The organism is Promicromonospora sp. NPDC023987, assembly GCF_040639055.1.
GTDB lineage: Bacteria > Actinomycetota > Actinomycetes > Actinomycetales > Cellulomonadaceae > Promicromonospora.
Genome location: NZ_JBEZZF010000016.1, coordinates 1 through 25,997, shown reverse-complemented (window position 1 = coordinate 25,997; position 25,997 = coordinate 1). Strand labels below are relative to the sequence as shown.

Annotated in this window: 27 protein-coding genes; 4 read left to right on the top strand and 23 right to left on the bottom strand. The window is 68.0% G+C overall.

What is annotated here, in order from left to right:
- Position 1: 1 nt before the first annotated feature.
- From AB0F40_RS10035 to AB0F40_RS10020, 4 genes are all read right to left on the bottom strand, one after another.
- Positions 2-1,495, bottom strand: a complete 1,494-nt coding sequence (locus AB0F40_RS10035) for a CopD family protein (RefSeq protein WP_357466232.1) — start codon at positions 1,493-1,495, stop codon at positions 2-4.
- Positions 1,496-1,556: 61 nt separating this feature from the next.
- Positions 1,557-2,129, bottom strand: a complete 573-nt coding sequence (locus AB0F40_RS10030; protein ID WP_357466230.1) for a DUF305 domain-containing protein — start codon at positions 2,127-2,129, stop codon at positions 1,557-1,559.
- 99 nt (positions 2,130-2,228) lie between these two features.
- Positions 2,229-2,747 (bottom strand): hypothetical protein, encoded by a 519-nt coding sequence (locus AB0F40_RS10025; RefSeq protein WP_357466228.1) that lies wholly within the window; start codon positions 2,745-2,747, stop codon positions 2,229-2,231.
- Between the two features lie 108 nt (positions 2,748-2,855).
- Complete coding sequence (locus AB0F40_RS10020) at positions 2,856-3,869, bottom strand: helix-turn-helix domain-containing protein (protein ID WP_357466226.1); 1,014 nt, start codon at positions 3,867-3,869, stop codon at positions 2,856-2,858.
- A gap of 71 nt (positions 3,870-3,940) precedes the next feature.
- Between AB0F40_RS10020 and AB0F40_RS10015 the strand changes: the two genes are divergently transcribed.
- Positions 3,941-4,765 carry an alpha/beta hydrolase gene (locus AB0F40_RS10015; protein WP_357466224.1) on the top strand — a complete coding sequence of 275 codons (825 nt, stop codon included), beginning with the start codon at positions 3,941-3,943 and terminating at the stop codon, positions 4,763-4,765.
- Between the two features lie 114 nt (positions 4,766-4,879).
- Here AB0F40_RS10015 and AB0F40_RS10010 read toward each other — a convergent pair whose 3' ends face one another.
- The 6 genes from AB0F40_RS10010 to AB0F40_RS09985 all read right to left on the bottom strand — a co-directional run bounded on the left by AB0F40_RS10010 (position 4,880) and on the right by AB0F40_RS09985 (position 10,784).
- Positions 4,880-5,335, bottom strand: a complete 456-nt coding sequence (locus AB0F40_RS10010) for a hypothetical protein (protein WP_357466222.1) — start codon at positions 5,333-5,335, stop codon at positions 4,880-4,882.
- The gene (locus AB0F40_RS10005; RefSeq protein WP_357466220.1) at positions 5,335-5,670 is read right to left on the bottom strand and encodes a PadR family transcriptional regulator; all 336 of its coding nucleotides are present in this window, start codon (positions 5,668-5,670) and stop codon (positions 5,335-5,337) included. Before AB0F40_RS10005 ends, AB0F40_RS10010 begins: the two co-directional genes overlap by 1 nt.
- 172 nt (positions 5,671-5,842) lie before the next feature.
- Positions 5,843-6,331 carry a hypothetical protein gene (locus AB0F40_RS10000; RefSeq protein WP_357466218.1) on the bottom strand — a complete coding sequence of 163 codons (489 nt, stop codon included), beginning with the start codon at positions 6,329-6,331 and terminating at the stop codon, positions 5,843-5,845.
- Positions 6,328-7,062, bottom strand: a complete 735-nt coding sequence (locus tag AB0F40_RS09995; protein WP_357466216.1) for a hypothetical protein — start codon at positions 7,060-7,062, stop codon at positions 6,328-6,330. The genes AB0F40_RS10000 and AB0F40_RS09995 overlap by 4 nt, the downstream gene beginning before the upstream one ends.
- A gap of 327 nt (positions 7,063-7,389) precedes the next feature.
- Positions 7,390-9,684: an MMPL family transporter gene (locus AB0F40_RS09990; RefSeq protein WP_357466214.1), complete on the bottom strand. Its 2,295-nt coding sequence runs from the start codon at positions 9,682-9,684 to the stop codon at positions 7,390-7,392.
- Between the two features lie 128 nt (positions 9,685-9,812).
- On the bottom strand, positions 9,813-10,784 hold the full coding sequence (locus AB0F40_RS09985) for an NAD(P)-dependent alcohol dehydrogenase (protein ID WP_357466212.1): 972 nt from the start codon (positions 10,782-10,784) through the stop codon (positions 9,813-9,815).
- 114 nt (positions 10,785-10,898) lie between these two features.
- Between AB0F40_RS09985 and AB0F40_RS09980 the strand changes: the two genes are divergently transcribed.
- A complete protein-coding gene (locus AB0F40_RS09980) occupies positions 10,899-11,510 on the top strand; it encodes a helix-turn-helix domain-containing protein (protein WP_357466210.1) in 612 nt (203 codons plus the stop codon).
- Positions 11,511-11,519: 9 nt separating this feature from the next.
- On the opposite strand, the gene AB0F40_RS09975 is transcribed toward AB0F40_RS09980, so the two are convergent.
- The 13 genes from AB0F40_RS09975 to AB0F40_RS09915 all read right to left on the bottom strand — a co-directional run bounded on the left by AB0F40_RS09975 (position 11,520) and on the right by AB0F40_RS09915 (position 24,410).
- Positions 11,520-12,788 (bottom strand): APC family permease, encoded by a 1,269-nt coding sequence (locus AB0F40_RS09975; RefSeq protein ID WP_357466364.1) that lies wholly within the window; start codon positions 12,786-12,788, stop codon positions 11,520-11,522.
- A gap of 199 nt (positions 12,789-12,987) precedes the next feature.
- Positions 12,988-13,311: a PadR family transcriptional regulator gene (locus AB0F40_RS09970; RefSeq protein ID WP_357466208.1), complete on the bottom strand. Its 324-nt coding sequence runs from the start codon at positions 13,309-13,311 to the stop codon at positions 12,988-12,990.
- 128 nt (positions 13,312-13,439) lie between these two features.
- A complete protein-coding gene (locus AB0F40_RS09965) occupies positions 13,440-15,320 on the bottom strand; it encodes a cation-translocating P-type ATPase (protein WP_357466362.1) in 1,881 nt (626 codons plus the stop codon).
- Positions 15,321-15,493: 173 nt separating this feature from the next.
- A complete protein-coding gene (locus tag AB0F40_RS09960) occupies positions 15,494-15,913 on the bottom strand; it encodes a metalloregulator ArsR/SmtB family transcription factor (RefSeq protein WP_357466206.1) in 420 nt (139 codons plus the stop codon).
- A 162-nt stretch (positions 15,914-16,075) separates the two neighbouring features.
- Positions 16,076-16,918, bottom strand: a complete 843-nt coding sequence (locus AB0F40_RS09955; RefSeq protein WP_357466204.1) for a MerR family transcriptional regulator — start codon at positions 16,916-16,918, stop codon at positions 16,076-16,078.
- Between the two features lie 75 nt (positions 16,919-16,993).
- Positions 16,994-17,908, bottom strand: coding sequence for a cation diffusion facilitator family transporter (locus AB0F40_RS09950; RefSeq protein ID WP_357466202.1), 915 nt, complete (start codon positions 17,906-17,908; stop codon positions 16,994-16,996).
- Positions 17,905-18,288, bottom strand: coding sequence for a metalloregulator ArsR/SmtB family transcription factor (locus AB0F40_RS09945; protein WP_357466360.1), 384 nt, complete (start codon positions 18,286-18,288; stop codon positions 17,905-17,907). The genes AB0F40_RS09950 and AB0F40_RS09945 overlap by 4 nt, the downstream gene beginning before the upstream one ends.
- Positions 18,289-18,490: 202 nt before the next feature.
- Entirely contained in the window at positions 18,491-18,892 is a 402-nt protein-coding gene (locus AB0F40_RS09940) for a four-helix bundle copper-binding protein (protein WP_357466200.1), read from the bottom strand.
- 217 nt (positions 18,893-19,109) lie between these two features.
- Entirely contained in the window at positions 19,110-19,580 is a 471-nt protein-coding gene (locus AB0F40_RS09935; RefSeq protein WP_357466198.1) for a M15 family metallopeptidase, read from the bottom strand.
- Positions 19,581-20,231: 651 nt separating this feature from the next.
- The gene (locus AB0F40_RS09930) at positions 20,232-20,636 is read right to left on the bottom strand and encodes a hypothetical protein (RefSeq protein ID WP_357466196.1); all 405 of its coding nucleotides are present in this window, start codon (positions 20,634-20,636) and stop codon (positions 20,232-20,234) included.
- 590 nt (positions 20,637-21,226) lie between these two features.
- Complete coding sequence (locus AB0F40_RS09925) at positions 21,227-21,724, bottom strand: ASCH domain-containing protein (RefSeq protein ID WP_357466358.1); 498 nt, start codon at positions 21,722-21,724, stop codon at positions 21,227-21,229.
- A gap of 10 nt (positions 21,725-21,734) precedes the next feature.
- Positions 21,735-23,774: a GNAT family N-acetyltransferase gene (locus AB0F40_RS09920; RefSeq protein ID WP_357466194.1), complete on the bottom strand. Its 2,040-nt coding sequence runs from the start codon at positions 23,772-23,774 to the stop codon at positions 21,735-21,737.
- A 252-nt stretch (positions 23,775-24,026) separates the two neighbouring features.
- Positions 24,027-24,410, bottom strand: coding sequence for a TetR/AcrR family transcriptional regulator C-terminal domain-containing protein (locus tag AB0F40_RS09915; protein ID WP_357466356.1), 384 nt, complete (start codon positions 24,408-24,410; stop codon positions 24,027-24,029).
- A 691-nt stretch (positions 24,411-25,101) separates the two neighbouring features.
- Between AB0F40_RS09915 and AB0F40_RS09910 the strand changes: the two genes are divergently transcribed.
- Together AB0F40_RS09910 and AB0F40_RS09905 are read left to right on the top strand one after the other, a co-directional pair.
- Positions 25,102-25,539 carry an ATP-binding protein gene (locus AB0F40_RS09910; RefSeq protein ID WP_357466192.1) on the top strand — a complete coding sequence of 146 codons (438 nt, stop codon included), beginning with the start codon at positions 25,102-25,104 and terminating at the stop codon, positions 25,537-25,539.
- Positions 25,536-25,748 (top strand): DUF2795 domain-containing protein, encoded by a 213-nt coding sequence (locus AB0F40_RS09905; RefSeq protein ID WP_357466190.1) that lies wholly within the window; start codon positions 25,536-25,538, stop codon positions 25,746-25,748. The genes AB0F40_RS09910 and AB0F40_RS09905 overlap by 4 nt, the downstream gene beginning before the upstream one ends.
- Positions 25,749-25,997 lie beyond the last annotated feature (249 nt).

Sequence of the window (25,997 nt, the reverse complement as noted above, 5' to 3'; positions counted from 1 at the left end):
CTCACTCCCCTACCGATGCGGCGACCAGCCAGGCCGTGAGCAGCACGATCACGACCATCAGCGTGGTCTCCCGGCCTGCGCTGCGCCGTAGCATCCCGCCCGCCCTGTGGGAGCGTCGTGCGTGCTGTACCACGGTGCGCCGTCGGGCCGTGAGCCTCGGCACGACCTGGAAGTGGTTGTACGCACCGATCGCGCCAACCACCCCGACGACACCGACCTTGGCCAGCAGGAGCAGCCCCCAGCTGCTCTGCCAGAGCTGTTCGGGGCGCTCGAGGATGCCGACCGCCAGCACCACCCCGGCCACGCCGACCACTGTGACGGACACGGCCGCTACGACGGAGAAGCGGGCTCCCAGCAGAGCGGCGTCGAGGTCCCGCCCGTCCCGGCGCCGGGCACGCAACAGGAGCCCCGTCGAGACGACGCCACCCACCCAGGTTGCCGCGGCCGCGAGGTGCGCCACGTCGGCGGTCACGACGAGCCAACGCGGCTCCACGGTGTTGCTGTGGCCGCCAAGAACCTGCCCGGCTCCCACCAGGACGACGCCGATCACCGCGAGCCACGAGCCCCGCAAGGTCCGCCGGGCGCCCGCTGCGAGCGCGACCGCGCCGGCTGCCTGGAGGCCGACGTCCCAGAGCGTGGTGCCGGTGAACGAGTCAGCGATCGCCGTGGGTGAGACGGCCGCTGCGAGGTCGCCGTGGGCGACGAGCACCGATCCGGCCAGCACCCGGACGACGAGCCCACCGAGGATCACGACGCCGGCCCAGCGAGCGAGCCGCAGCACGACCGGCGCATCCACCTCGTCGCGCCCGCGCAGCACGAAGGCCACGAACGCCAGACCACCGGCCGCGACCAGCCCGCCCCAGAGCGCGGCCGCGCCGCCCAGCCGGGCAATCGCTTCGGCAACCCTGCTCGCCGGGGTGTCCATCGCCGACGGGTCGTGGCCCATGTCGTGGTCCATCCCGCTCATGTCGTGCGCCGAGCCGGAGTCCGACCCGGTGGCGCCGTCGTCGGCATCTCCGGTGCCGGTCTCTCCGGGCGTCGTCGTCGGGTCGGCCGACGGCGTCCCGGCACCTCCGCCGTGCTCGCCAGGGTCCGTGCCGGTGACGGTGAAGTCGAAGGTGCCCTCCAGCGGATGGCCGTCCTGGGCGGCCGCGGTCCAGGTCACGGTGTAGTCGCCGACGGTCAGCGTGTCGGACGGCGTCGCCACCAGGACGAGGCCGTCATCGCCCGCTGCGACGTCGGCCGCGACGGCGCCTTCCGGACCGTCGATCACTATCCCGTCGCCGAGCGGGCTCACCGGTAGCGTGAACCGCAGCGTGACCTCGTCGACCGGCCTGTCCGACGTCGACCCTGCGGCGGGTACCGACGACTCCAGCTTGGTGTGTGCGGTGGCGGACGGTGCGCACCACAGCGCGAGCACGAGCGCCGCACATACCGCGACGGCTGCTCGGTTCACCACGGCGCCGGACCGCACGCGGGCGAGAGCTCGGCGCATGTGCACACTCCTTCACAGCAGGGATGGTGCGCCGTGCTCACGCCGGCGCACCACCCATCGGTCACATCGAGGCGAGGAGGGCTTCCATCGTCTCGATCTCGGTCTGCTGAGTGTCGACGATCGCCTGTGCCATCTCGATGGCGTCCGCGTCCTGGCCCGACTCGATCTCGGTCTGGGCCATCTCGACCGCACCCTGGTGGTGCACGATCATCTGCTCGAGAAACAGGCGCTTCGCCTCGGGGCCGGCAGCGTCGCTCAGCATCTGCATGTCCTCCTCCGACATCATGCCGTCCATCCCGGCATGGCCGGAGTGCTCCGAGCTGCGCTCGGCGCCCCAGGAGTCCAGCCACTGAGCGAGCACCTCGATCTCGGGCCCCTGTGCCGCCTTGACCTCGTTGGCGAGCTCGGTGATCTGGGGTTCGACGTCGGGCTTGGCCAGGACGACGTCAGCCATCTCGATCGCCTGCTCGTGGTGGGGGATCATCATCTGCGCGAACATGACGTCCGCGTCGTTGTGCTCCGCCTGCTCGCCTGCCACGGCCGCGGTGCCCTGCGCGGGCTCCTCCGAACCTGAGCAGCCTGCGAGGGCAAGGGCGCCGGCCAGGGCGATGGCAGACATAAGGGTGCGCTTCATCGATCTTCCTCTAACTCGTCTCGGGTAGCACTTACTGGCCCGACCGCGCTGGGGCACGGCAGGCTGTCGGGTCGGCGCGGGTGGGCGCCGAGCCGGGGTCTACGTCCGAGAGATGCAGAGCTCGTGCAAGGAAGGAGCGCCGAGGGCGCCGGCGCCGGCGGGTGCCAGCAGGAGCGGCATCGACCATTCGATCGGGGCTCGCCACAAGAGGCGTCGTGCGGGCACGACGAGGGCCAGGATCGCGACGAGGATCATGAGGCACATCGCCGTGGCGAGGTCGTGCCCGCCGCACCCGTCGTGGCAGACGCCTGTCCCTGGCTGACCGGCGGTGTCGCCGTCCGACGGCGGGGCCGCCGAGCTGTCGACGACGGGGCTCGCGAGACCCAGCGGTGCGGCGTGCTGAGCGGCGTCGCGTTCCACCACGGCCGGTTCCGGCGCAGGGCGCTCAGCGGGAGCGACCGACGCTTCGTGCGGCACGTGGTGCATGTGCGCGGTCGGTGACCCGCTCATCGAGTGCATCGTGACGACGCCGACGATCACCGTCAGGATCGCCAACGCGCCCATCGGGCGTTGCCGAGGACCGGCGACCGCCGAACGAAGGAGCGAGATCACGCGCACGGCACGGAGGCTATCCCACCGCCGGTGTGTATGAAACCGGGCACAGCAGCGGTCGATGCGCTCGTTCCACGCCGCCGCCGCCGCCGAGGCCTGTCGCGGAAGACCCGGTCACCTCGGTCCGGCGTGACCTCTCTCGACGCCTCCGACGCCGGCTCCGTCCTGGTGCGCCAACCGTGGATCACTGAAGGTCCGTCGGTAGGTGCCGGGCGTCGTGCCGAGATGCGCCCGGAAACGGCGGCGCAAGTTGGTTGCCGAGACGAGTCCGACCCGGGTAGCGATGGCCTCGACCGGCAGGTCGGTCTGCTCCAGCAGGACCCGCGCTGCGTCGAGGCGCTGGTTGAGCAGCCACTGTCCGGGACTGGTGCCGAGCTGTTCGGTGAACCGCCGGGCGAGGGTCCGGCTCGACACCCCGGCGCGTTCGGCGAGCCGACCGACGGTCAGCCGGGAGCCGAGCCGCGAGGCGACCCACTCCACCAGCGGCGCCAACGACTCGTCCACCCTGACCGGGACGGGCGCTGCGGCGTACTGGAGCTGGCTGCCTTCCCGGTGAGGCGGTAGCACCATGTTCCGGGCGATCTGGGCCGCGTATGCCGCACCGTGGTCGGATCGTACGAGCTGCAAGCACAGGTCGATGCCCGCGCCGGTCCCGGCGCTGGTCGCCACGTCGCCGTGGTCCACGTAGAGCACGTCCTGGTCGACCTGCACCTCGGGGAAGGCAGCGGCGAGCCGGGCGGTGTGGCGCCAGTGGGTGGTCGCGCGGCGGCCGTCGAGCAGTCCGGCCTGAGCGAGGACGAACGCCCCCGTGCAGATGGCGACGACCCTGGCCCCACGTCGGTGAGCAGCCTGCAGAGCCTCGGTGACGGCCGAAGGGACCGGTGCGCCGTGCGGCTGCCAGCCAGGGACGACGACGGTGTCCGCCTCCTGCAGGGCCGAGAGCCCCGTGTCGACCACCATCGCGTAACCGACGGTGGTCTGCACTGGGCCCGGGCGCTCGGCACAGATCCGGAAGTCGTAGCGCGCGGGCGCGTCCTGATGGATCGTGCCGAAGACCTCGGATGCGCAGGCGAGCTCGAAGGGCGACTGGGGTGCGTTGAGCAGGGCCACCACCCGATGAAGACTCATGGCAGGAATATACCTAAGGATGTCTTTCTGGACTCTGGGCGGAGGACGCCGGCCGCGGTGACAGTGTTCGCATGCGTGAAACCACTGAGACGACAGTCCTGAGGAAGTCGGTCGAGGTCGACGGCGACAGGGCCAGCTACTTGACCGTTGAGCAGGACGGACCCGCCGTGCTGCTGCTGCACGGTACGTACTGGAGCCGAGTATGGCTTCCGGTGCTCGGGCGCCTCGCCGAGGCGGGGCTGCGGCCCATCGCGGTCGATCTGCCCGGGCTGGGGCGCTCGGGCGGTGAGCTCACCCTCGAGACGGCCACGGTCCCGGCCCTCGCCGGCTGGGTGACGCGGTTCGCGTCCGCGCTACCGATCTCGACGCCGGTCGCCGTGGCCGGTCATGACATCGGCGGCGCCATCGCCCAGCACCTCCTGGCCCACGAACGACTGGAGATGTCCCGGTTCGCCTTGGTCAACTCGGTTCTCTACGACTCCTGGCCGGCGCCCCACGTGGGCCGGTTCCGGGACACGGGCACCGCCGACGACGTACTGGCCGCACGCCGGCAGGCCGTGACGAGGTCATTGGCGGGCGCCGCCACCGAGCAGCTGATCGCGGACTACGCGGACCCGTGGACAGACGCGCGGGTCCGCCGCTCGTGGCTGGCGCTGGCCGGCGCGGCCGACAACCGCTACACCCTTGACCTCGTCCCCGCCCTACGGCAGTCCGCCACGCCCAAGCTCCTCGTCTGGGGCGTGGACGACAAGGACGAGAGGGTGGAGTACGCCGAGCGGTTCGCCTCGGAGATGCCGCACAGCACCCTCATCCGGATCCCGGATGCGAACCACATCCCCACGGAGAACGCACCCGACCGGATCGGCCGCTCGCTCGCCGACTTCTTCACGGCGTAGAGCGGCAGCCTGACGACAACGCCGGACGCTCGCCGGGAGTCCGCTTCGACCAAGCCCTTGCGCACGCCGCAGCGCGCCAGTCCATGCCGAACCGCTTGGTCAGAGCGGACCGGCCTACCCGAAAACGCTCATGGCATGCAGCAGGAGGAGCACGATGCCACCGAAGGTGACGATGGCGCTGAGCGCGATGGTGAACCACTGCAGGACGCGGCTGCCCACGCCAGCGCGCAGCCGCACGATCGACCACACGAGCGTGACCGGGGCCAGCGGCCAGAGGAAGACGGTGAGCACGGCCAGCACCACGTCCCTGGCCTCGATCTTTCCCGCCGGGGCGGCGGGCACCGGGGCGGGGGTCACCTCGGCGGCGATGGTCTCCACGGGGCCCAGCTCGGCGAGCACGCGGCGAGCCGACTCGTCGTCCCTGCCGTGTCGTGCGAGCGACTCGGCGGCGTGCTCGCGCACCGCCGCCACGGTCTCGGCGCGTTCGCGTGGGTCGGCGACGGCCAGGGCACGGTCCAGGTCGGCGAGGTAGGCCTCGATCACGGGCGGGAAGTCGGGCGTTGTGGTCATCAGGACTCCAGGGTGGTGCGGACGTCTGTCGTGAAGCGTGACCAGGTGGCGGTGAAGGTCTCCAGCGCCGCCCGGCCCTCGTCGGTGATCGCGTAGTACCGGCGCGGGGGGCCTACCGCGGAGGGGACCTGGGTCGTGGTGACCCAGCTCTGCTGGCGTAGCCGCGACAGCAGCGGGTAGAGCGTGCCCTCGCTGGTCAGCAGGGAGCTGTTGGTGCCGAGACGTTCGGCGAGCTCGAGCCCATAGGCCGGCGCCGAGCGCAGGCAAGCCAGGACGCAGTACTCCACGACCCCCTTGCGGAACTGCGTCAGGACCATGTCCGATGTCGGTATCATGCGCTACACGATAGCAGGTCCCTTGCGACACAAGATAGCCGCAGTCGTCGCCCTTTATCCGGGTGAGGTGCAGTCTCAGGTTCATGACCTGATGGTCGATCTCGGGACCGGTCCCGCGGCTGGATACCGCACCCTGGCAGCAGAGCCCGGGGCAGAGGTTGATGGAGCTGGTTCATCCCACCCAGGCGGTCCAGCTCGGCCCGGCATCGCGCTCCAGGGCGCGCAGATAGACGCTGAGCTTGCCGTAGAAGATGTAGACGGCCTCGCGGTAGATCTCGTGCTGGACGAAGGGCGAGGCGATGAAACCACCGCCTCGGTCGATCCGATCGATCTGCAGCTCGTCGACCGTGAACGCATCCAGGGCGGCCTTCATCGCGGCATCCTGCTCGTCGAACCACGCACGGAGGTTGACGACCGTCGCGGGTGACGGCGGCCGTAGCTGCCGGTGCGCCCAGTCGAGCTCGAGGGTCTCGAACGAGTGGGTGTACACGCCCTGGTTGTCTCCCAGGTCGATGAGCAGCCGGCCGAGCGTGGGATTCGCACCGGGCAGCTTGTAGGAGAGGTCGTCGTCGGAGACCACGGTGAGCAGCTGGTCTCGCATGCTGTGGTGCCCGCGGATCTCCTCCTCGAACAGGCTGTTCATCCGGCCGACGGAGGTCATGACGACCCCCAGGTGACCAGGCCGCCGTGAAGGTGCTGAATGATCTTGTAGCTGTTTGCCCGTGCCCACCGCTCTGCCTCGGCACGAAGCGTTCCGTTTCCGGAGTTGAGGAAGTCCACCGCGATATCCCGATCAACCGAACCAGGTTCATTGAGCAGGCGCCGCAGGATCGTCTCCGAGCCGGAGTGCCCGACCTTGATCGCAAGCAGCGCGTGCCTTCGTCCGAGCTGATCGGGTGTGAACGGCAGACCACGATCTAGTGCGACGCGATAATGCGCCCCGGAGGTCTTCCGCAGTGCCGACCAGATTCGCTGGCCGTCCTGGGGCTCTCGCCACCGGCCATCGTCTGCGATCAGCGCTACGCCTTCCTCGATGAGCCCCATCGCGTGCGCGACCGCCGTCATCTCGTGCGGGAGCAGGCCGTCGAAGTTCGGTTGCTCTTCGGGGGCGCCGGCGTCCTTGAGGTTGCTGACCGCATCCGGGCGGTCAAGGAAATAGGCACGGTGCAGCGGGGTATCACCCCCGCGAGTCCGATGGCTCAAGTTCGCTCCGCTTCGGATCAGCTGATCCAAGGCGCCACTGTCCGATGCGGCATCGACGAGCTCGTCGAAGCTCTCGTGCCACCGCTCGGCCTTCCGGACCTGTCGGCGAACCACTGCCTTCATCACCGGATTCAGTATGAGAAGGAGGAGAAAAATCCCCAGGACGATGTGCCACCATGCGATGTCCACCGGGATCCCCTTTTCATAAACCCTCGTTCATCTGCTTCGTCTGCCTGTAGCTAAGGGTCCCCGAGAAAGCTCGGGACCCCTCCCCAAAGCTGCCCCAGGGATGGTTGACCTCGCCCAAGGGGCGACGCTCATGCTGAGAGACGCCGGTATCCCGACAGCACAGGAGACCCATGGAGAACGAGAAGAGCGGCCTGACCCCAGCCAGCAGCTTCGGCACGACGTCGGCTTGGCCGGCTTCCAGCGTTCGTGCAACGGGGCTCGGGCCCAGCGTGCGAAACGCCCGTGCGACGCTGGTGGGCACGGGTAGGTGCTCGCACCGTGGGAACGTCATACCGGCAACGCTCGGTGGGTAGATGGTGCTACGTCCGCGCGCGGATGGCTGCGCAGCCGGCTCCCCTCGATGTCGACGTGGGGGAGTATGCGGTCGAGCCATCGCGGGAGCCACCAGACGCTCTTGCCGAGCAGATGCATGAGCGCGGGCATGAGCAGCAGCCTGACCACGAAGGCGTCCAGGAGCACGCCGAAGGCGAGACCGAATCCGATGGATCGGACCAAGGTGGCCTCCGAGAAGATGAATCCGCCGAAGACGGCCACCATGATGAGCGCGGCGGCGATCACCACCGTTCGTCCTGCATGGATGCCCTTCGTCACGGCGATCCGCGCCGGCGCGCCATGGACATACGCCTCCCGCATCCCGGACGCGAGGAAGAGCTGATAGTCCATCGCGAGCCCGAACAGGATGCCGACCAACAGCACGGGGAGGAAGCTGAGGATCGGTCCCGTGCTGTGGACGCCGATGAGCTCTGCCCCCCAGCCGAACTGGAAGAGGGCGACGACGAGGCCGAACGTCGCGAACAACGAGAGCACGAAACCACCGGTGGCGATGATCGGCACGAGCAGTGAGCGGAACACGATGATCATGATCAGCAGCGACAACCCGATGACGACGCCGAGATACAGGGGAAGGACATCGACGATCGCCTCCGAGATGTCGATGTTGATCGCCGCCTGGCCGGCGACCCCGAGGGTGATGTCGCCGTCGAGAGCCGGCAGCGCTCGGATGTCCTCGACGAGCTCCGCGGTCGACGCGCTGTTGGGTCCTTCTTTCGGCTTCACCTGGAAGGCGAGGAGCGTGTTGTCGTCCGCCGCCGCGATCGGCGCGACCGCCTCCACCCCGGCCAGGTCCGCAAGAGTCTCGGCGATGTCCACCTGGACGGCGAGCACCTCCTCGTCGCCGAGCCCGTCCGGGACGTCAGCAGCGACGAGGAGCGGACCGTTCGCTCCGGGACCGAACGCCTCGTCCACGGCGTCGAACGCCTGAAAGCTGGTGGACTCCTTCGGGTCGCTCGAGCTGTCGGGCAGTCCAAGGCGCATCGAAAGAGCCGGGGTCGCGATGGTCAGCAGCGCGGCCACCGAGATCACGGCGGTGAGCACGGCACGGGAGGTCCGCATCGGCTTCGCCTCTCGTTCGCGGTGACGCCGGTCTCCGACGGTCGCCCGCGCGCTCTTCCGGAGAAGGCGGTCGCCGATCAGGCCGAGAACGGCCGGGGTGAGCGTCAGTGCGATGAGCACGGCGATGACGACGCAGACCGCGCCGACCGTCCCCATCAGACCGAGGAACCCGATCCCGGTGACGTTCAGCGCGAGCAGCGCGACGATCACCGTCGACCCGGCGAAGAGGACGGCCGTGCCGGCCGTCCCTGCGGCGACGCCGATCGATTCGTGGACGGGCATGGCGGCGAGCAGCTGCTTGCGGTGCCGGTGCACGATGAAGAGGGAGTAGTCGATGCCGACGGCCAGCCCCAGCATGACGCCCAGCACCGGGGTCACGGCCGCCATGTCGACCATGCCCGAGAAGGACAGGGATGCGGCGACGCCGATGCCGACGCCGACAAGTGCTGTGACGAGCGGGAGAGCGGCCGCGAGGGCCGACCCGAGCATGATGATCAGCACCACACCGGCGATGCCGAGCCCGATCATCTCCGCCGTGCCGAACAGCTGTGGGTTTCCCTGCGAGATCTCCGCGCTGAAGTCCACGGAGGTGCCGCTCACGGGTTCACCCTCGAAGTGCCCCAGCGTCGCGTCCTTCACCTCGCTGGACAGATCGAGACGGGAATCGGTGAAGGCGACGTTGACGATCGCCGTCGACTCGTCCTCGGAAACGACGGCGATGCCGTCCGCAAGCTCGAGCAGGGTCGCGGCGAGGCCGGCCTCGCCGGCGGATTGCTCCAGATCGCTCCGGTTCTCCTGGAGCGTGCTGAGCTGCTCGGCCTGTTCCTTCGCCACCTCGAAGGGGTCGACGACTGTCGCTACCCCGTCGAGATGCTCCGCGCTCGCTGCCAGAGCGGAGATCTCCGATCGTTGCTCGGCAGTGAACGCTTCTCCGTCTCGAGTGCGGTAGACGACGGTTCCCGTTCCGCCCGCTGTATCCGGCAGCTTGTCCGCGAGCTCATCGACGACCGCACCGGACGCGGTACCGGGGATGTCGAAGCTGCTCTTCAGCTCGCCGCCGAAGCCGGCGAAGGCCCCGAGGGCAAGCCCGAATACCGCCACCCATCCGAGGATCACGATCCATGCTCGGCGTGCGGCGAAGGAACCAAGACGGAAGAGGAGAGATGCCATGGGTGAGTACTCCGTAAGGGTGCTGTCCGACGATGAGGGTTCCGGTCAGGCGCTGACCGGGCGCGCGGTGAGGGTGGTGCCGCGTCCTGTGGGTTCGCAGCTGTGCGGGTCAGGTGACTTCCGCGCCGTCAAAGTGGGTTGGCAACCTGCACGATCACCTTGCCGCGCACCCCTCCGGCTTCCAGCCGCGCGTGCGCGTCGGCGATCCGTTCGAGCGGGAAGACTGCGTCGACCACCGGCCGCAGCTTCCCCGCTTCGGCGGCCTCGGTCAGGGTCTCGAAGAGCGACCTTTCGGGGTGCCCGAAGAACAATCGGACGCGACGTGAGCCGTGGATGCTGGAGAGCAGGACGTACCCGAGGCTGCGTACAGGGTGTTCGAGGTCGAAGGCGATGGTCACCATCCGCCCACCGTTCGCGAGGATTCGGCGGTACTCACGCAGCTGTGTGCCGCGGGTATCGAACACCACGTCGAACTCCCCGAGCTCTCGCGGAGGCAGGTGATAGTCCACGACGTGGTCAGCCCCGAGCTTCCGGACGTAGTCGATCGTCGCGGGACTCGTCGAGGCGGTGACGCTGGCTCCGAGCATCTTCGCGACCTGCACGGCAACGCTGCCGACACCACCGGCGGCACCGCGGACCAGCACCCGTTCTCCGGGTCGGAGGGAAGCCTTGTCGCGCAACGCCGAGAGCGCTGTGTTTCCCCCGGAGAGAAGCGACACCGCCTCGACGAGGGTGAGGTCGGACGGTGCGTGCGCGATCCTGCCGACGTCGGCGGCCACGTACTCCGCCGCCGCCCCCACATCGCCCCGTTCGTCGACGGCGCCCCACACGCGGTCACCGACCGCGAAGTCGGTCACGCCTTGGCCGAGCGCAGTGATCTCGCCGCTGAAGTCGATTCCGATCGGCCGGGGGAACTTCCGTCCGGTGACGATCTTCAACCGCCCCTGACGTCCGGCCAGCTCTCCGCCGTTGACGGTCGAGGCGACGACGCGCACCAGCACCTGGCCTGCGTCGGGGTGGGGGCGCGGGACCGTCGACGTGTACAAGACCTCCGGTGGTCCGTAACGGGCATACATCGCGGCGCGCATGGGCTGGCTCATTCGGGTTCCCTTTCCTTCGCTTCGAGATCGACGCTAAGGTAAGAAACGGGCGGTGCCGCCCGTTTCTCTCGAAGTGGGAAGAAGTCCCGTCCGGCCTTCCCGGAAAGGAGCCGGATGGCAGCTCGAAACGTGCGGAAGGACGTCGCGCGCAACCGCGAGCGCATCATCGACGCCGCGCGCATCGTGTTTCGGGAGCACGGCATCTCCGCGCCGGTTGCGACCATCGCGCGCATCGCAGGTGTGGGCACGGCGACGCTCTACCGCCACTTCCCCTCACGCGATGATCTGCTGACCGCGATGTTCGGGGATCAGGCCCGCCATCGCATCGCCGTGCTCGATGATGCCGTCGCGGACCCCGACCCGTGGCGCGGATTCGTGAGGTCGCTCGAGACAGTCGTCGAGATGGAGATGGAGAATCCCGGCCTGTCTGAGGCGATCGTCTCGCAGCGCCATGCGATCCCCGTGTACGAAGAACTGCGTGTGCACGCAGTGGCCGCACTGGCTGCCCTCGCCGAGCGCTTGCGCGACGGCGGGATCGTCGGCGAGGATTTCCGCGTCGCCGACATCCTCCTGATCCTCGCGGCCTTGAAGGGGATCACCGATACCGCCGGGGAGGAGAACGCCCTTCCGCGGGCACGACGGTTCATCCACCATCTCGCACACGGGATCAAGCGTCGTCAGCTGCTCGCCGACCTGCTGGCCACACCAGCGGCCGACGCCGGCTGAGTCAGCTCATCACGCGGGCCCTGCTCCTGGCCGATCGCGACGGTCACGCACCACTCGGCGCACGACCCACACACCTACGCCGAGCAGCAGAACCGCTGAGCCGGCGAGCACCGAGCCGACCGGAAGGGCGACGGCCAGCACCAGGCAACCGGCCAGGCCGACGATCGGCACGACCCGGGGTGGGCGGCCCTCGTCGGCGCGCAGCGTCCAGGCCGAGGCGTTTGCGATGGCGTAGTAGACCAGCACCGCGAAGGAGGAGAAGCCGATCGCGCCACGCAGGTCGACCATACTGACCAGGATCGCGACCACGACACCGACAGCGACCTCCGCGTGGTGCGGCACCCGGAACCGGGGGTGCACCGCGCTGAGCGTCGCGGGCAGGTGCCCGTCGCGCGCCATCGCGAACGTGGTGCGCGAGACACCGAGCACCAGCGCCAGCAGCGACCCCACCGCGGCCACCGTCGCGCCGACCCGCACCACCGGCGTCAGCCAGGACCACGAACCCGCCCCCACGGCACTGGCGAGAGGGTCGCTCGCCGCGGCCAGCCGTTCCGGACCGAGCGCGGCAAGAGCCGCGACCGCCACGGCCGCGTAGACGACCAGCGCGATCCCCAGCGCGATCGGGATCGCGCGGGGAATGGTGCGCTCCGGGTCCCGGACCTCCTCCCCCAAAGTCGCGATCCGCGCGTAGCCGGCAAAGGCGAAGAACAGCAGCCCCGCCGCCTGCAGGACCCCGCTCACACTGAAGTCGCCGAGCGGCACCACATGCTCGACGCGCGCCGTGCCACCAGCGAACGCGGCGAGGACCACGAACGCCAGCACGACCAGGGTGACTACCACGATCACCCGCGTTACCCACGCCGACTTCTGGATCCCGCGGTAGTTCAGCGCCGTCAACGCCACGACAACCACCACGGCGACCGCCGCCCGAACCGGGCGCTCGGCACCTGGCAGCATGTACGCGGCGACGGTCAGCGCCATCGCCGCACACGAGGCGGTCTTGCCGACGATGAATCCCCAGCCGGCCAGGTAGCCCCAGAACGGCCCCAACCGTTCCTTGCCATAGACGTACGTGCCACCCGACTGTGGGTACAGGGCCGCAAGCCGAGCCGAGGACGTCGCATTGCAGAAAGCCACCACCGCGGCGATCGCCAAACCGACCAGCAGGCCAGCCCCGGCCGCCTGGGCGGCCGGGGCGAAGGCTGCAAACACCCCCGCCCCGATCATCGAGCCGAGACCAACCACTACCGCGCTGCCTGTCCCCAGTCGACGCGCCAGTCCCGGCGCCGAATTTCCGTCCTCGAGTCCAGGGCTCACTGATGGTCCTCTCGCCAAGCCGCCGCCACGTCAGCTGCTGTCCGGATCGAATATCGGCTCACGATATCGCCATCGGAGTTTGGAGGACAGCGCACGATCTCGATCTCAGCGGCACCACCCGCCGACGGGCCTGGTCGCCCGCAGTCCGGGCGTCAGGGCCTCAGGACTTTGCCCGCCTGTCTGGCACTCCATCGCCCAGGACCTCGTGAGCCAGTTCTGCCAACGCGGCCCGGTCTTCGGCCAGCGCCTCCCGCCCTTTCTCCGTCGCCCAGTACACCCGGCGAGTCCGCCCCTCGACCACCCGCTGCTCCGAGGCGAGCAGGCCGTCCGCCTCCAGCCGGTGCAGTGTCGGATAGAGCGTGCCCGGGCTGATCACGTAACCGTGCCCAGCCAGCTCGGTCGTCATCCACGCGCCATGGATCTCCTGCTCGGCGGCGTGATGCAGGATGTGCAGCCGCACAGCACCCCGCTGGAACTCGCGCACTCGGCCACCTCATTCGCGCAGATAGTGACGGAACCGATATCGGATCCACAATCTACCCCGGCCACTGCCGACCGGAGCGAGGTCGCGGTCTATATCGATGACCCTCAAAGAGACAGGACTGGATCGTGTCAGGGCCCCGCGGCCATGACGTCGGAGTCGTCGTCGGCTGCTGCCTGCGCGGTCGCGATCCGGCTGGTCTGCTTGGTGGGTCGATGTGCGGCGCGGATGCCGTTGAGGATGACGACGACCTCGGCGATCTCGTGGACGAGGACCACGCCGGCCAGCCCGAGGACACCGAGCAGGGCCAGGGGCAGCAGCACGATGATGATGGCCAGGGACAGTGCGATGTTGCCCGTCATGATGCGTCGGCCGCGGCGCGCGTGGCCCATCGCTTGGGGCAGGAGGCGTAGGTCGGTGCCGGTGAACGCGACGGAGGCGGATTCGATGGCGGCGTCGGATCCGGCCACGCCCATGGCGATGCCGACGTCGGCCGCGGCGAGGGCGGGTGCGTCGTTGACGCCGTCGCCGATCATCGCGGTGGTGGCTTGGGTGCTGAACGACCCGATCGCCGCGGCCTTGTCGGCGGGCAGGAGCTCTGCCCGCACGTCCCGGATACCGGCCTGGGTAGCCAGGGCATCGGCGGTGCGTTGGTTGTCGCCGGTCAGCATGACCGTCCGGTAGCCCATCGCGGTCAGGTCGCGGATGGCTTCGCCGGCCTCGGGCTTGAGCTCGTCGCGGATGCCGATCAGCCCCGCGGCGGTCCCGCCGATCTCGACCACGGCGACGGTCATGCCCTGGGACTCCAGGGTGTCCGCCGCCTCGCTCAGCGTGCTGGGGTCCACCCAGCGCGGTGAGCCCACCCGGACTCGGTCGTCGCCGAGGAGTCCGGTGATGCCGTGGCCGGGGCGCTCGGTGACCTCGGTGAGCTGTGCGGTCTCGGGTGCGGCGGCAAGGATCGCCGCGGCCAGGGGGTGGGTGCTGTGCTGCTCGAGCCCGGCCGCGACGGCCAGCACCTGGTCCCGGTCATGCCCTGCGGAGGTCTCTACGGCGACGACCTCGGGACGGCCGCGGGTCAGGGTGCCGGTCTTGTCCAGGGCCACCGTCCGCACGGCGCCGAGCTGTTCGAAGGCCTCGCCGGACTTGATGACGACGCCGAACTTGCTGGCGGCGCCGATCGCAGAGATCACGGTCACGGGGACGGCGATGGCCAGGGCGCAGGGCGAGGCGGCCACGAGAACGACCAGGGCCCGCTCGGTCCATAGCGCGGGGTCCCCAGTGACGAACCCGAAGACCACGACCAGGGCCGCAAGGATCAGCACGCCGGGAACCACTGGGCGGGCGATGCGGTCGGCCAGGCGTGCACGTTCGCCCTTGCGTGCGTTCGCCTGTTCGACGAGCTTGACGATCGTGGTCAGTGAGTTGTCGGACCCGTTGGACGTCGCCTCGATCTCCAGTGGCCCGGTGCCGTTGATCGATCCGGCCGGGACGGTGTCGCCGGGGCGGACCTCGACAGGGATGGATTCGCCGGTGATCGCTGAGGTGTCGATGCTGCTGGCCCCGGTCACGACGATGCCGTCGGTCGCGACGCGTTCGCCGGGCCGCACGATCAGGATGTCGAGCTCCTGGATCTGGGCCGCGGGTATCTCGATGTTGCCGGAGAGCTTGGAGATGGTCGCGGTCTCGGGGATCAGGGACAGCAGGGCACGCAGGCCGTTGCGGGCGCGGTCCATCGCCCTGTCCTCCAGGGCTTCGGCGATGGAGAACAGGAACGCCAGGGCGGCCGCTTCCCCCACGTGGCCGAGCAGGACCGCGCCAACGGCGGCGATCGTCATCAGCAGGCCGACGCCGAGCCGGCCTCGCATCAGGCGCCTGATCGCGCCCGGGACGAAGGTCCAGGCGCCCGCGGCCAGGGAGAGGGCGAGCACGACCGCCGCAGCAGGTGTGACGCCGATCCATTCCAGGATGTAGCCCACCAGCAGGAGCACGCCGGACCCGAGAGGGAGGAGCATTCCTGGGTCGCGCCACCACGGCCCGGATTCGTCACCGTCGTGACCGTGGTCGTGCTCATCGCCATGGTCGTCGGCGTCGTCGTGCTGGCCACCGTGGTCTTCTGTCCCTCGGGCCTGGAGAGTTTGCGGGCGCCTGGTCGTCTCTTCGGGGTCGGGGCCGCAGCAGATGTCGTTCACCGCGCACCCTCCCTCATGCGCGGGGCTGCCTCTGTCGCATCGGCGTCCCGAGTCGTGCCCTGCGCTGCTCCCGGGCCGCAGCACAGCGGCACGTCGCAGTTCTCGTCGACGCAGGGAACGCCGTCGTCAACGGCGAGCACGGTCTCCAGCAAGACGCCGACGGCCCTGGTCAAATGCGGGTCGGCGATCTCGTACCGGGTCTGCCGCCCCTCTGGGGTCGCCACGACGATGCCGCAGCCACGCAGACAGGCCAGGTGGTTGGAGACGTTCGTCCGAGTCAGACCAAGGTCACGAGCCAGCCGTGCCGGGTAGCCCGGTTCGTCGATCAGGCTGAGCAGGATCCGGGACCTGGTCGGGTCGGCCATCGCCCGGCCCAGCCGGTTCATGACGTCGAGCCGCGAAGCAATAGTCAGCATGCACTGACTATACAGCGATCAGTGACCTATTGGTACCTCTACCGTTGGGCAGGCACCTGCGGCACCTGCGGCACCTGTGCGCCGCCGCTGCGGCGGGCGCCTGTCATGGGCCACGCCTGTCATGGGCCGCGCCGAGGGACAGCGCGATCGAACACCGGACCGTCATCGTGCCGCCTCCCGGCCGGCCCGCGCACCGCTCGTCGGGGTCTGGGCCGGACGCCGGTCCGGATACTGCTCGCCGTGCTGGTCTGGCAGGAGATCGGCGAGCATCTCCGTCGCCTCCGGTGGTGCGGTGACAGTCAGATCGAACGTGGGGCCGTTCAGGTCGATGCGAAAACGGTAGAACCCGCAGCAGTCCTGCTCGGCCGCCGCCAGGCCTGCCGCCTGTTCCAGGACAGTGGTGGGCAAGGTCACCCGCACCCCACCGTCGATCTCGGTGTGCGATCCGCCGCCGATCAGGTTCCGCCATGCAGCGGTGCGTTCGACGTGGTCGCCAGCACTCAGGGTGCAGGCGATCGGGGCGGTGGCAACCGACAGGAGCAGGCCACCCACGCCATGGACAGCCTGGCGGTTGCCGATGGCTGGGGCGACGGTGCTCGGGTGGTCAAGGGACGTGCACGCCGTCTCGCACGGGCCGTCACGGTCGGGGAGCGCGTCGAGACGCTCGATCGCCGTGTCCAGGGTGGCTCGGAGCCCCTCCAGCGCGACCAGACGTTCGGTGACCTGGCTGGATCGCTCCATCAGCAAGGGTCGGTACCGCGCCCGCACGCTCCGGCACGGTTCGGACTCCCATGCCGTGGCGAGCTCGCGGATCGCCGGGAGCGATAGGTCCAGGTGCTTGGCCTGGGCGATGAACGCCAACCGGTCTACCGCGTCCGGCCCGTAGATCCGGTACCCGTTGCCCGCCCGGTCGGCGGGCAGGAGCCCTTCGGCCTCGTAGTAGCGCAGTGTGGAGGCGGGCACCCCGCTGCGCCGCGACAGCTCACCGATCCGTATCCCGTTCATGACCCGAAGGTAAACCCTCGAGCCGGGTGGAAGGTCAAGAGCGGTTGGTACCACCCCTGCCGGTGGCTGGCGTTGTCAGGCGTGGCTGGGTGCTTCGTGGTTGGCGTGGCCGGCTGGCTCGAGCTGGAAGGTGGAGTGCTCGACAGGGACGTCGAAGTGGGTGGCGACGCATTCTTGGAGGCCATCCAGGATCTGCGGGGCGTGCCCGTCCTTGAAGCATTCCTGGTCGACCACGACGTGTGCACTGAGGATCGGCAGTCCAGTCGCAATCAGGGAGGCGTGCATGTCGTGCACCCCCTGGACATGGTCGGCGCGCAACAGGTGGGCACGCACCTGGTCGAGGTCAAGACCGGGCGGCGCGGTCTCCAGGAGCACGGAGGTCGTCTCGCGCAGCAGCTTGATCGCGCGGGGCACGATCAGCGCGCCGATGAGCAGACCTGCGATCGAGTCGGCCTGCTGCCAGCCGGTGGTCGCGATCACGACGGCCGCGAGAATGACACCGACCGATCCGAGTGCATCGTTGAGGACTTCCAGGAACGCGGCCCGCAGGTTGAAGTTGGCTGAACGCTGGCCGGCCAGGACCAGCATGGAGGCGATGTTGCCGACCAGACCGATGACGCCGAAGATCACCAGCTCGGTCGAGGGGATCTCCGGCGGACTGACGAGGCGTTGCACGCCTTCGATCAGGACGTAGGCGCCCACAGCCAGCAGGAGCGCAGCCTGTGCGAGTGCGGCCAGGACCTCCAGTCGTCGGTAACCCCAGGTTCGGCGTGAAGTGGCCGGGCGCAGCATGATCGAGGCGGTGATCAGTGCCACCAGCAGGCCTGAGGCGTCGGTGAGCATGTGGGCGGTATCGACCAGCAGGGCCAGGCTGCCGGTCAGCCAGGCACCGACGGCCTGGGCCAGCAGGATGGCAGTGGTGATGCCGAACGCGACGGCCAGCCGCCCGCGGTGGTCCTCGGCGCCCATGGCGCCGTGGTCGTGGCTCATCGGGCACGCTCCTGCGGCCCGAGGTGAGTGCACAGCGTCACGGCTGAACCGGTGGCCTCCAGCAGTCCCTCGGTGATGGCGAACAGCGACACCAGCCGCTCGGGGTCGGACAGCGAGAACAGCGAGGCCCGGCCCTCGGCACGGGAGGTGACGAGCCCGCACTCGCGCAGGCACGCTAGGTGCGCGCTGACCGTGCTCTGCGCGAGGCCGAGGTGCTCGGTCAGCTCCCGCACCCGGTGCTCCCCGGAGAACAGGTGCTGCACGATCAGCAGCCGCGTCGGCTCGCCCAACGCCCGGTATAGCGCGGCGGCCGGTGCGACCGCCGCGGCTTCGTCCAGCGGGACATCGAGTCCCGCCGAGTCGTGAGACCTCTGATTAATCGCCACATGGCGATGCTATCGTCACTCGGCGGGATACTCCATGGCAGTGTCGCGGAGCCCTGTCAGCGCCGCGTTCGCCTTCGCGTCGCTCGGGCCCAGCAGAAAGGGGAGAACCCGGTCGAGCCAGCAGGTGACCGCCGTGCCCAGGCCCGTACGCCCAGCTGCTGCGCCGGCTCGACCTGCGCCCGGGAAAGTGAGCAGGTCAGCTGATGGTGTTCAGCAGCTCCCGGCAGGCGGTATCGCAGGCGCGGCAGGCCTCGCCGCACACCCGGCAGTGCTCGTGCATGCTCGCGTGCTGCTCGCACTCGTCCCCGCACGCCTTGCACGCGGCGATGCAGGCCTCCAGCAGCGCGCGACTGATGTTCGCGTCATAGCCGGTGTGCCGCGACAGCACACGAGCAGTCGCGTCACAGACATCGGCGCAGTCCATGTTCGTCCGGACACACTTGCGCAGGTCGGCGACCATCTCCTCGCTCAGACACGCGTCCGCGCACGCCGTACACGCCTGGGAGCACTCGACGATCGACTCGATCGCGCTCGCCAGCAACGCACGGTCAAGGTTCATCGACTTCGGATAGGTCTCGAGCATCTCACCGGTCTTCATGGCGTCTCTCCTCAGGGTCCGCTGAGGCGCCGCTGCCGTCGGGCCACGTCGCCGCTTCCGTCATCACGGTAAGAACACCCCTGACGACTCGCAATCAGCCCAGCCCCGGCGGCCGACAGGCTTGTCCAGATCCTCGGACCGGCGGGCCTGATCGGCAACGACGATGGTGGCCTCTTCTGCGAACGATGTGCTCGTGGCACTCGGGAAGCGACCGCCTTCAGTGGTGGTCGTCGATCTGCGCGACGGCCGCTGTGAATTCCCAGTGCCACGGTTCGTACGGTCCGGCGCCGCCGGACTGTGCCCACTGCGGGTTGTCCCACCCGTGCTCCGGAGCGTGTGCCTCGAGCCAGTCCCAGCGCTCACCGGCGTAGCTGTCGGCGCAGATGTCCACCGCGAGGCCCCAGCCATGATTGGACCGGCCCGGGGTCGCTGTCAGTGTCGGCTTCTGCGCCTTCGCGGTGACCTGTTGCGCGTAGCTGCGGTAGCCGTCCGTGAGGCACATCGGTTCGCCGAACCGCTCGGTGTACTCCTGGTTCAGACGAGCCAGGGCCACCGCCGCGTCGGCACGGATCGGCGGGTACCCGTCCCACAGAGCGCACAGCTCACTCTCCGGTACCTGACCGTTGAGCTCCGAGCCTGTCGCCTCACCATCACAACCAGGCAGGACTGGCGGGGCGTCGACCTGCACGGGCCTCACCTCGTCGGCAGGCATCGTCGCGCCACCGGGGACGGTGACGCTGGCACCGGCGCGCGAGGAACGCTCCTGGCTACGCGATGCACGGCTCTGCCGATCAGGCACCGCGACTGCCGCGTCCGATGACGGACCGGCGAACGCCAGCGCGGCGTCAGCCCCTCCTGGCTGGGCGCGCTCGTCGTTCCCGGAACCGCCGACAGCGGCGACCGTGAACGACGTCGTGGTGACCAGTGCGATCCCGAGACCAAGCGTCAGGGGCCACCGACCAATTGCGGGGGACGGTGCACGGTTCGGTGAGGCCGCATGCCGGCCCTTTCTATGACGTCCTCTGGTTTGCCGTGCCCGCGTCGCCTGAGCGATGGGGGCAGCGGCCAAGGACCATTGGACGTCGGCCCCGGCAGCGGCCCCCGCGGTGGTACGCCCGGCGAACGTGGTGGCGTGCTCTGCACCGGTTCGGACGACCGCGGATGACACGGGGCTGCCCGCCGCCCGATGACGACCACGACCGCTCACCGGCCGGTTCTGGGTGAAGCTGGGCTCCATGAAGTCTGGGACCTTTCAAATCGGAGTAGTACCGCTGGCGCAGCCCGTTCGGCGGGCACGCTGAACCGGCCGGCCTCAGGTGAGGTCAGCGGGTGCGCAGGTCTACGTCCGGTTGATCCCCAGGGCATGCAGCGACGGAGCCGCCGCCCCGGACAAGGCGGAAGCCATCCGATGGTCCTGGTACACGGCAGCGGGCGTCAGACGGATGGCCGGGGACTCTGGCGTCGTGGCCAAGACCGGGGATGGCAGCAGGAGCGGTTCGGACTGCGCCGTGACGGTGTCGTGCTCGGAGCAGCCGGAAGCACCGCCGGCCTCGGGCTCGACGACGTCGACGTGCCCCGTCGCCACGTCGTGTACGGCCAGTGCCCCGCCGGCACTCGAGTGCTCACCGGCGTGACCATGTCCCCCGTGCGCGTGTGCGGCGCCGCCCGCGTGCTGGTTCAGATGCATGGTGCACGCCAGTTGCACGCCCACGACAGCCAGCACAAGGAAGACGACTGCGGCCACGGCCGTCGCTCCATGCCGGGAACCGGCCAGGGGCGAACGGAAGCGACGTGTCAGGATCATTGTGGGCCCTACTGTAACGGACGGGTAACGGCGTGGAACCACCGCACGCGCCTGCGGCAGGAAATCCAGGGGCACTGACCGACACCCGTGGGCGTTCGAGCGCTGTCACGAACGGCGTCATCCTCATTGCACCATTTCTTCTCTAGGTGCCCTGCGAGAACGTCGAAGGCCGCTGACCTGCTCTTTCGAGCGGATCAGCGGCCTTCACCGGGTGGAGCTAGGGGGATTCGAACCCCCGACCTCTTCCCGGTGAAGCGAAACTTTTTGACGTCCGCAGAGCAGTCTGACATAGCGATCACTATCGCCCTGGTGAGCTTCAGAAACGGCGGAATCTCGCCGTTTCTGCACCTTGTTGGCCCAGCCTCACATGGATGGTCAATTATCGGCAAGCGTAGGCGCTGATAGGCACAGGACCCGTGTCACCATGCGTGTCACGGTGGGCAATCGTGTCAGGAACCGTGTCAGCCATAACTGACTCCTGGGTACCCAAGTCGTGATGGTGCGGGCCTGGACACCTCGGATCCCACCCTTCACGGGACTCGTGCACGTGACCTTGTTCGTGTGTCCAACCGAGCTGCCGCCGCGATTCTCGGCCGTAGCTGCTGGGTCGCTACTTCCGACGGCGTAGAACGCTGGAGGACTCGTACCTGCTCCGCGGTGACGTACCGAAAACTCTGCGGAGGCTCCAGACCCGTTCGGGTTCGTAGGTCATGAAGAGGCACCGGAACGGACAACTGGACAACGTCGCGGAGGTGCAGAGCGAAGGCTGTCCGTGCGCCGCGGAAGTACTCGTTGTACTCCCTACGCAGGATGCCCGCGACGGAGCGCACCTCGGGCCACAAAGCACCTGGGGCGTCCTCGACGATTCCATCGAGGACGGCGGTGCCAAGAACTGCCCGAGTCGGGCTGCTGCTGTAGATCACGAGGATCGCACCCGCAGGTACGTTGATTCGGGTCCGCCTCAGTTCGACCGTCTTCGTTCCCCGCAGGATGGCCTCGGCGTACCGCGGTCGGATACTCAGGAGCACTGCACGTCGTTCAGACACCACGTCCCGTTCCCTCCTGATAGATCTGGCCGAAGAGACTACTGCCGATCCTCACAGGCCCCTGCAAGGTCGTCAGCCCGTTCGGTCCAGCAAGCTCCTTGAGCCGCTCGTACGGGACGAATCGCGGGAGAACTTCGGTATCGACGAATCGCAGCGCCGAAGCTCGACCATTGTGCGCCACAGCCTCGACATCTCGTAGGGCGTACACGCCAAGGTGCTGGTAGCGGCGGTGCAACCGCTCGGGTGCATCTGTGTCGACAGCGATCAACTGGGAGATCGCCACCACAGCACCCACGCGTTGCTTGCCGGCCCCGCTGGCGTACCAGACGATGCGCGCAGGAACGCTTGGGTTGTTCTGGGGCGCATGGTAATAGACCAGTTCACGGCTGAGCCCTAGGACATCAGGGCGGTACAACAGGGTCTGTTCAGTACCCAACAACTCAGCAGCCCACGTCGGCCGGATGGGCACGATCCATGTCTCCAGGTTGCTGTCCAGGAGCTTCGCTGGCCACAGTGACCTTTCGAGAGAGGCAATCTGCTCCACGGTGCTCGCCGCGTTCAAGGCAGCGCTCACATGTTCGCGCATAGGGTAATCCGTGGCCGCGAGGCTTATTGCCGCGTCCTTCGATCTGGCGTCCAGGACCGCACACTGCAGTTCTTGCGTCTCGCCCGCGGGGCGAAACCCGTCTGCGAGAAGCGCTGTGCGCACGCCAGGCGGCAGATATGGGTCGGTGACGCACACCACGGTCCGCGCGGCCCGTAACGCCTGTCGCTTGATCTCCAAGACAAGCAGCCGTGCAAGGGTGGCGGACACGGGGATTTTCCTGTCGATACGGAACAAGGGAACTTCCAGCGACTGAGCGTCAGGTGTTATGTATGTGGCCCATGCAGCGAGGGCGTTTCCCGCAGCATCACGAACCCACTGGCGATGAGCCATCTGATCGACAGCGACGGTACGAAGCCTACGGGCGTAGGCATTCTTTCGCTCTCCGGCCGCGTGGTCGAGGAACCTCATCAGTTCTCCGTGCGCCTCGTTGCCGTACACGCCGACACTAAGTTCTGTTCCTTCAAGGTCGACCGGTCTGTATTTCGCGGCGTCGGCCACCTCGTCGAGTTGGACGATTAATTCCGATGGTCGCAAGATTCGAAGCCCGAGGGCATCTGCAGCATGCGTCCTATATCGAGATATCAGATCTTCGTCGCGCGTTACGAAGATCCTCACGCCACCAGCTGCGGCACTTATCAGATGACGACAGTCCTCAGCGTCTTTCCTCCTGGGCGAAGAAACAGCCCCATCCCAGGCGGCTTTGGCACGATCGCGCTCAACGGGCGTGTACTGGAGCTGGGTGAACAACTCGAGTTTCGACCAGTGACGTAACCGTTCAATCGCGTCGAGGTTCTTTCGTATCTCGTTCGGCGTCTCACGAGTGACCGCCAGACGGATGCGCCCGACTAGCCAGTCGGCCTCCAGCGCTCGTGACTCTTCAGCGTCCGGACGATCCGGCTCAATTACGAGATCGATGAATACGTTGTGGTCGATCGCCACGACGGCGACCTCGTCATTTGCGGAGGTCGTAAACAGGTCAGGCAGGCCGTGATCTCGCCACCAGTGAATCAGAGTCGTCGGATCTTTGCCGCGCCCGGGGCGCGCGTGCCGAGCATGGAAACCTAGAACGGGCCATAAACCATCGGCAGGAAAATCTCTTCGGCACGTAACCAGGATCCCCGCGAGATCATGATGTTTGCGGCTGAGGGTGTCGACAAGCTCGCGAGCCACTCCGTTTGAGCGACTATTATCGTCGACGCAAAGATGCGTAAGCCGCACACGTCGACGCGCCACTTCGTAGAGCGCATAGCCAACAAACTCTGCATCAATGTGTGCGACCAGGAGGAAGCCGCGCCGAGCAAACTCGCGAAATGCACCCTTGGGCATCAGACCAAGCGTGTTGCGGTTCCGGTTTCCCAACTCGACGACTTTTGAGAGAAGGCTGGCGTCGTTCGGCGAGACCTCTGTCACAACCACCTGCGTCATACCGAAGTTGTACAGGGGACTGCTCGTCCCATCTAGGCCGCACGGCCAGTACGCGCAAAGATCACCCTAATCCAGTTCAACACGACGTCGACCTGCGCCCCGCAGCGCGCCTCGCCGCGATCGAGTGCGACGAGCCCGGGTTCACAAGGGTGCGTGTGGGCCCTAGGACGGCGGGCGGTAGCCCCCGACCTCCTTCGTCGGCCCTGACCATCCGGCCGGACAGGGGGACCGCACACCGATGTGCCGCTCTTCTCACGAGCTCCGGAGCTTGGCCTTCGACCCGACTTGAGGGACTACCGTCGAAGTTATGGATGGGCACGCTCTGCCGTGACGAGCGCGTGGCGTCAGTGATTGGCGCGAGGCCGGGAAATGCCGGACGCCGGCAGTGATGATCCTGGCCGCCTCGGCATCATCTAGGGGGTTGGCGCCACGGTCGCTGCGGGCGTCGACTGCTCCCTGGGTCAGGAGCAGGAAGTGGTCGGCGGCGAGCTCCGCGTCGTCGCAGGCAAGCAAGCCTTCGTCGGCCAGCGCACGCAGACGCCACGCCAAAGTCGCCTGTGCACGCTGCGGCCCCTGCCGTGTTCCATGCCTCCAGCAGCACGGACGGCAGTCGTGGAGCTTCGGCGAGCATGTCACGCACCAGCTCGAAGTGGTCAACGAAATCACGCAGGGGCACGGTCCAGGCGCGGGCCAGCCTGGTTAGCGAGGCTTCGAGGTCCTGCATGGCGTTGCGGTCGCCGAGGTGGTCGTCGACGATACGAACCAGTGCCTCGGCGACCTGAACCGACTTCTCCTGGATGACGGCGGATGACGAAGCGTTGAAGACGGAGTTCGAGGTGCTCTGACCGCAGGCGCACCCCCTGGGACGTCTCGGCAGTGACACGACGTCAAACCCTACCGCTGCGTGAGATTTTTCGTCGTGGACCAGTACGCCTGCTGACCGCTGCCCACACCACAACTGTCAGCGCCGACTCCGCCGCACCGCCGGAGGAGGCTCGCAACACTCGGCCGGTCACGACCGAACCGCTAGTCTTACACTTACGTAAGGGTAGAGATTCGTGCTGGCATTCCGCCCGCCCCGGACACCAGGAGGCTATGTGCCACTCTTTCGCGTGCAGACGTCTGACCGCTCCTTTGAGGTCACCGCCACGAGGGTGGTCGCCGAACGTGGGGAACTGGTCTTCCAGTCGAGGGGGCACAGCGCGTGGGTCTATCGGCATCAGGTCGCTAGCGCCGATGTCGTCAGGCTCACCCGCCGTGTGAATGAGGTCTCCGGCGCCGTGAGCTGGGTGACCGAGCGCCCACTCGTGCTGGACACAGCCGAGGCATGAGGCTCGACTGCGCCCAGCGCTCGGGCCTGCATACCCACCGGATCACGCGCATGGACGTGGGCTTCTCCCTACGGGAGACCGCCACGGCGCGCCAGTGGCTTCACCAACAGCTCGATCAGTTCGACGTCGTGGCCTCGGACCGGGCACGCCTGGTGCTCGCCGCCTCAGAACTTGTTGCCAACGCCGTCGAGCACGCCGCACCGCCAGCATGGCTCGCCGTCCGGTTGTGCAACGAGTCGGTCCTCCTCGAAGTGCGCGACGGGTCGCCTGAGCGCCCGCTGCCCCGACGGTCTGTACCAAGCAACCCACGAGGACGAGGACTGCTGCTCGTCGAACGCGCCATGACCGGGTGGGGCGTTCACCAGGGACGTGACGGCAAGGTCGTGTGGTGCGCGCTCGACCTCGATCGGACCACGACGAAGGAAGCTCGATGACCACCCGGCTCGACGTGGCCGAATCCGTTGTTGACCTGTTCTTCTACGGTCCAGCAACGAGGGAAGAGCTTGTCCAGTACGCAGAGGACGGCGGCGCGCCCCACCACGTCCTTGACGCCCTCGAACGGCTCCCTGATCAGAAGTTCGCCCGGCTGAGCGACCTCTGGCCCCACCTCCCAGACCTCCCAGACCTCCCTATAGAGGGATGACACCCATCCAGCGTTCGCACAAGGGAGGCATCATCTCCAGCCCGGTACCCGGAAACAGGCCAACCCCCCTGCCTGACGGGAGGTTTCGACCATGACCACCAACGATCAGAAGCGAGTCGACGGTCAGTTCTGCTGGATGGACATCAAGTCCCACGGGACTGCCCCAGGAACGGTTGACACGTCTTCTTTGATGAGTCAGGCCGCGAGGGCCAGGGTCTGGTCAGCGTAGACGGTCTCGAACTCGATTGG

What these genes read in the sequence shown, in the direction of transcription:
- AB0F40_RS09985 (WP_357466212.1), bottom strand. Translation starts at nt 10,784, where the DNA reads ATGAGCCAGCCCATGCGCGCCGCGATGTATGCCCGTTACGGACCACCG.
- AB0F40_RS10020 (WP_357466226.1), bottom strand. Translation starts at nt 3,869, where the DNA reads ATGAGTCTTCATCGGGTGGTGGCCCTGCTCAACGCACCCCAGTCGCCC.
- AB0F40_RS10035 (WP_357466232.1), bottom strand. Translation starts at nt 1,495, where the DNA reads ATGCGCCGAGCTCTCGCCCGCGTGCGGTCCGGCGCCGTGGTGAACCGA.
- AB0F40_RS10005 (WP_357466220.1), bottom strand. Translation starts at nt 5,670, where the DNA reads ATGATACCGACATCGGACATGGTCCTGACGCAGTTCCGCAAGGGGGTC.
- AB0F40_RS09910 (WP_357466192.1), top strand. Translation starts at nt 25,102, where the DNA reads ATGAGGCTCGACTGCGCCCAGCGCTCGGGCCTGCATACCCACCGGATC.
- AB0F40_RS10030 (WP_357466230.1), bottom strand. Translation starts at nt 2,129, where the DNA reads ATGAAGCGCACCCTTATGTCTGCCATCGCCCTGGCCGGCGCCCTTGCC.
- AB0F40_RS10000 (WP_357466218.1), bottom strand. Translation starts at nt 6,331, where the DNA reads ATGACCTCCGTCGGCCGGATGAACAGCCTGTTCGAGGAGGAGATCCGC.
- AB0F40_RS10010 (WP_357466222.1), bottom strand. Translation starts at nt 5,335, where the DNA reads ATGACCACAACGCCCGACTTCCCGCCCGTGATCGAGGCCTACCTCGCC.
- AB0F40_RS09990 (WP_357466214.1), bottom strand. Translation starts at nt 9,684, where the DNA reads ATGGCATCTCTCCTCTTCCGTCTTGGTTCCTTCGCCGCACGCCGAGCA.
- AB0F40_RS09965 (WP_357466362.1), bottom strand. Translation starts at nt 15,320, where the DNA reads ATGCTCCTCCCTCTCGGGTCCGGCGTGCTCCTGCTGGTGGGCTACATC.
- AB0F40_RS09955 (WP_357466204.1), bottom strand. Translation starts at nt 16,918, where the DNA reads ATGAACGGGATACGGATCGGTGAGCTGTCGCGGCGCAGCGGGGTGCCC.
- AB0F40_RS09960 (WP_357466206.1), bottom strand. Translation starts at nt 15,913, where the DNA reads ATGCTGACTATTGCTTCGCGGCTCGACGTCATGAACCGGCTGGGCCGG.
- AB0F40_RS09950 (WP_357466202.1), bottom strand. Translation starts at nt 17,908, where the DNA reads ATGAGCCACGACCACGGCGCCATGGGCGCCGAGGACCACCGCGGGCGG.
- AB0F40_RS09905 (WP_357466190.1), top strand. Translation starts at nt 25,536, where the DNA reads ATGACCACCCGGCTCGACGTGGCCGAATCCGTTGTTGACCTGTTCTTC.
- AB0F40_RS10015 (WP_357466224.1), top strand. Translation starts at nt 3,941, where the DNA reads ATGCGTGAAACCACTGAGACGACAGTCCTGAGGAAGTCGGTCGAGGTC.
- AB0F40_RS09980 (WP_357466210.1), top strand. Translation starts at nt 10,899, where the DNA reads ATGGCAGCTCGAAACGTGCGGAAGGACGTCGCGCGCAACCGCGAGCGC.
- AB0F40_RS09940 (WP_357466200.1), bottom strand. Translation starts at nt 18,892, where the DNA reads ATGAAGACCGGTGAGATGCTCGAGACCTATCCGAAGTCGATGAACCTT.
- AB0F40_RS09920 (WP_357466194.1), bottom strand. Translation starts at nt 23,774, where the DNA reads ATGACGCAGGTGGTTGTGACAGAGGTCTCGCCGAACGACGCCAGCCTT.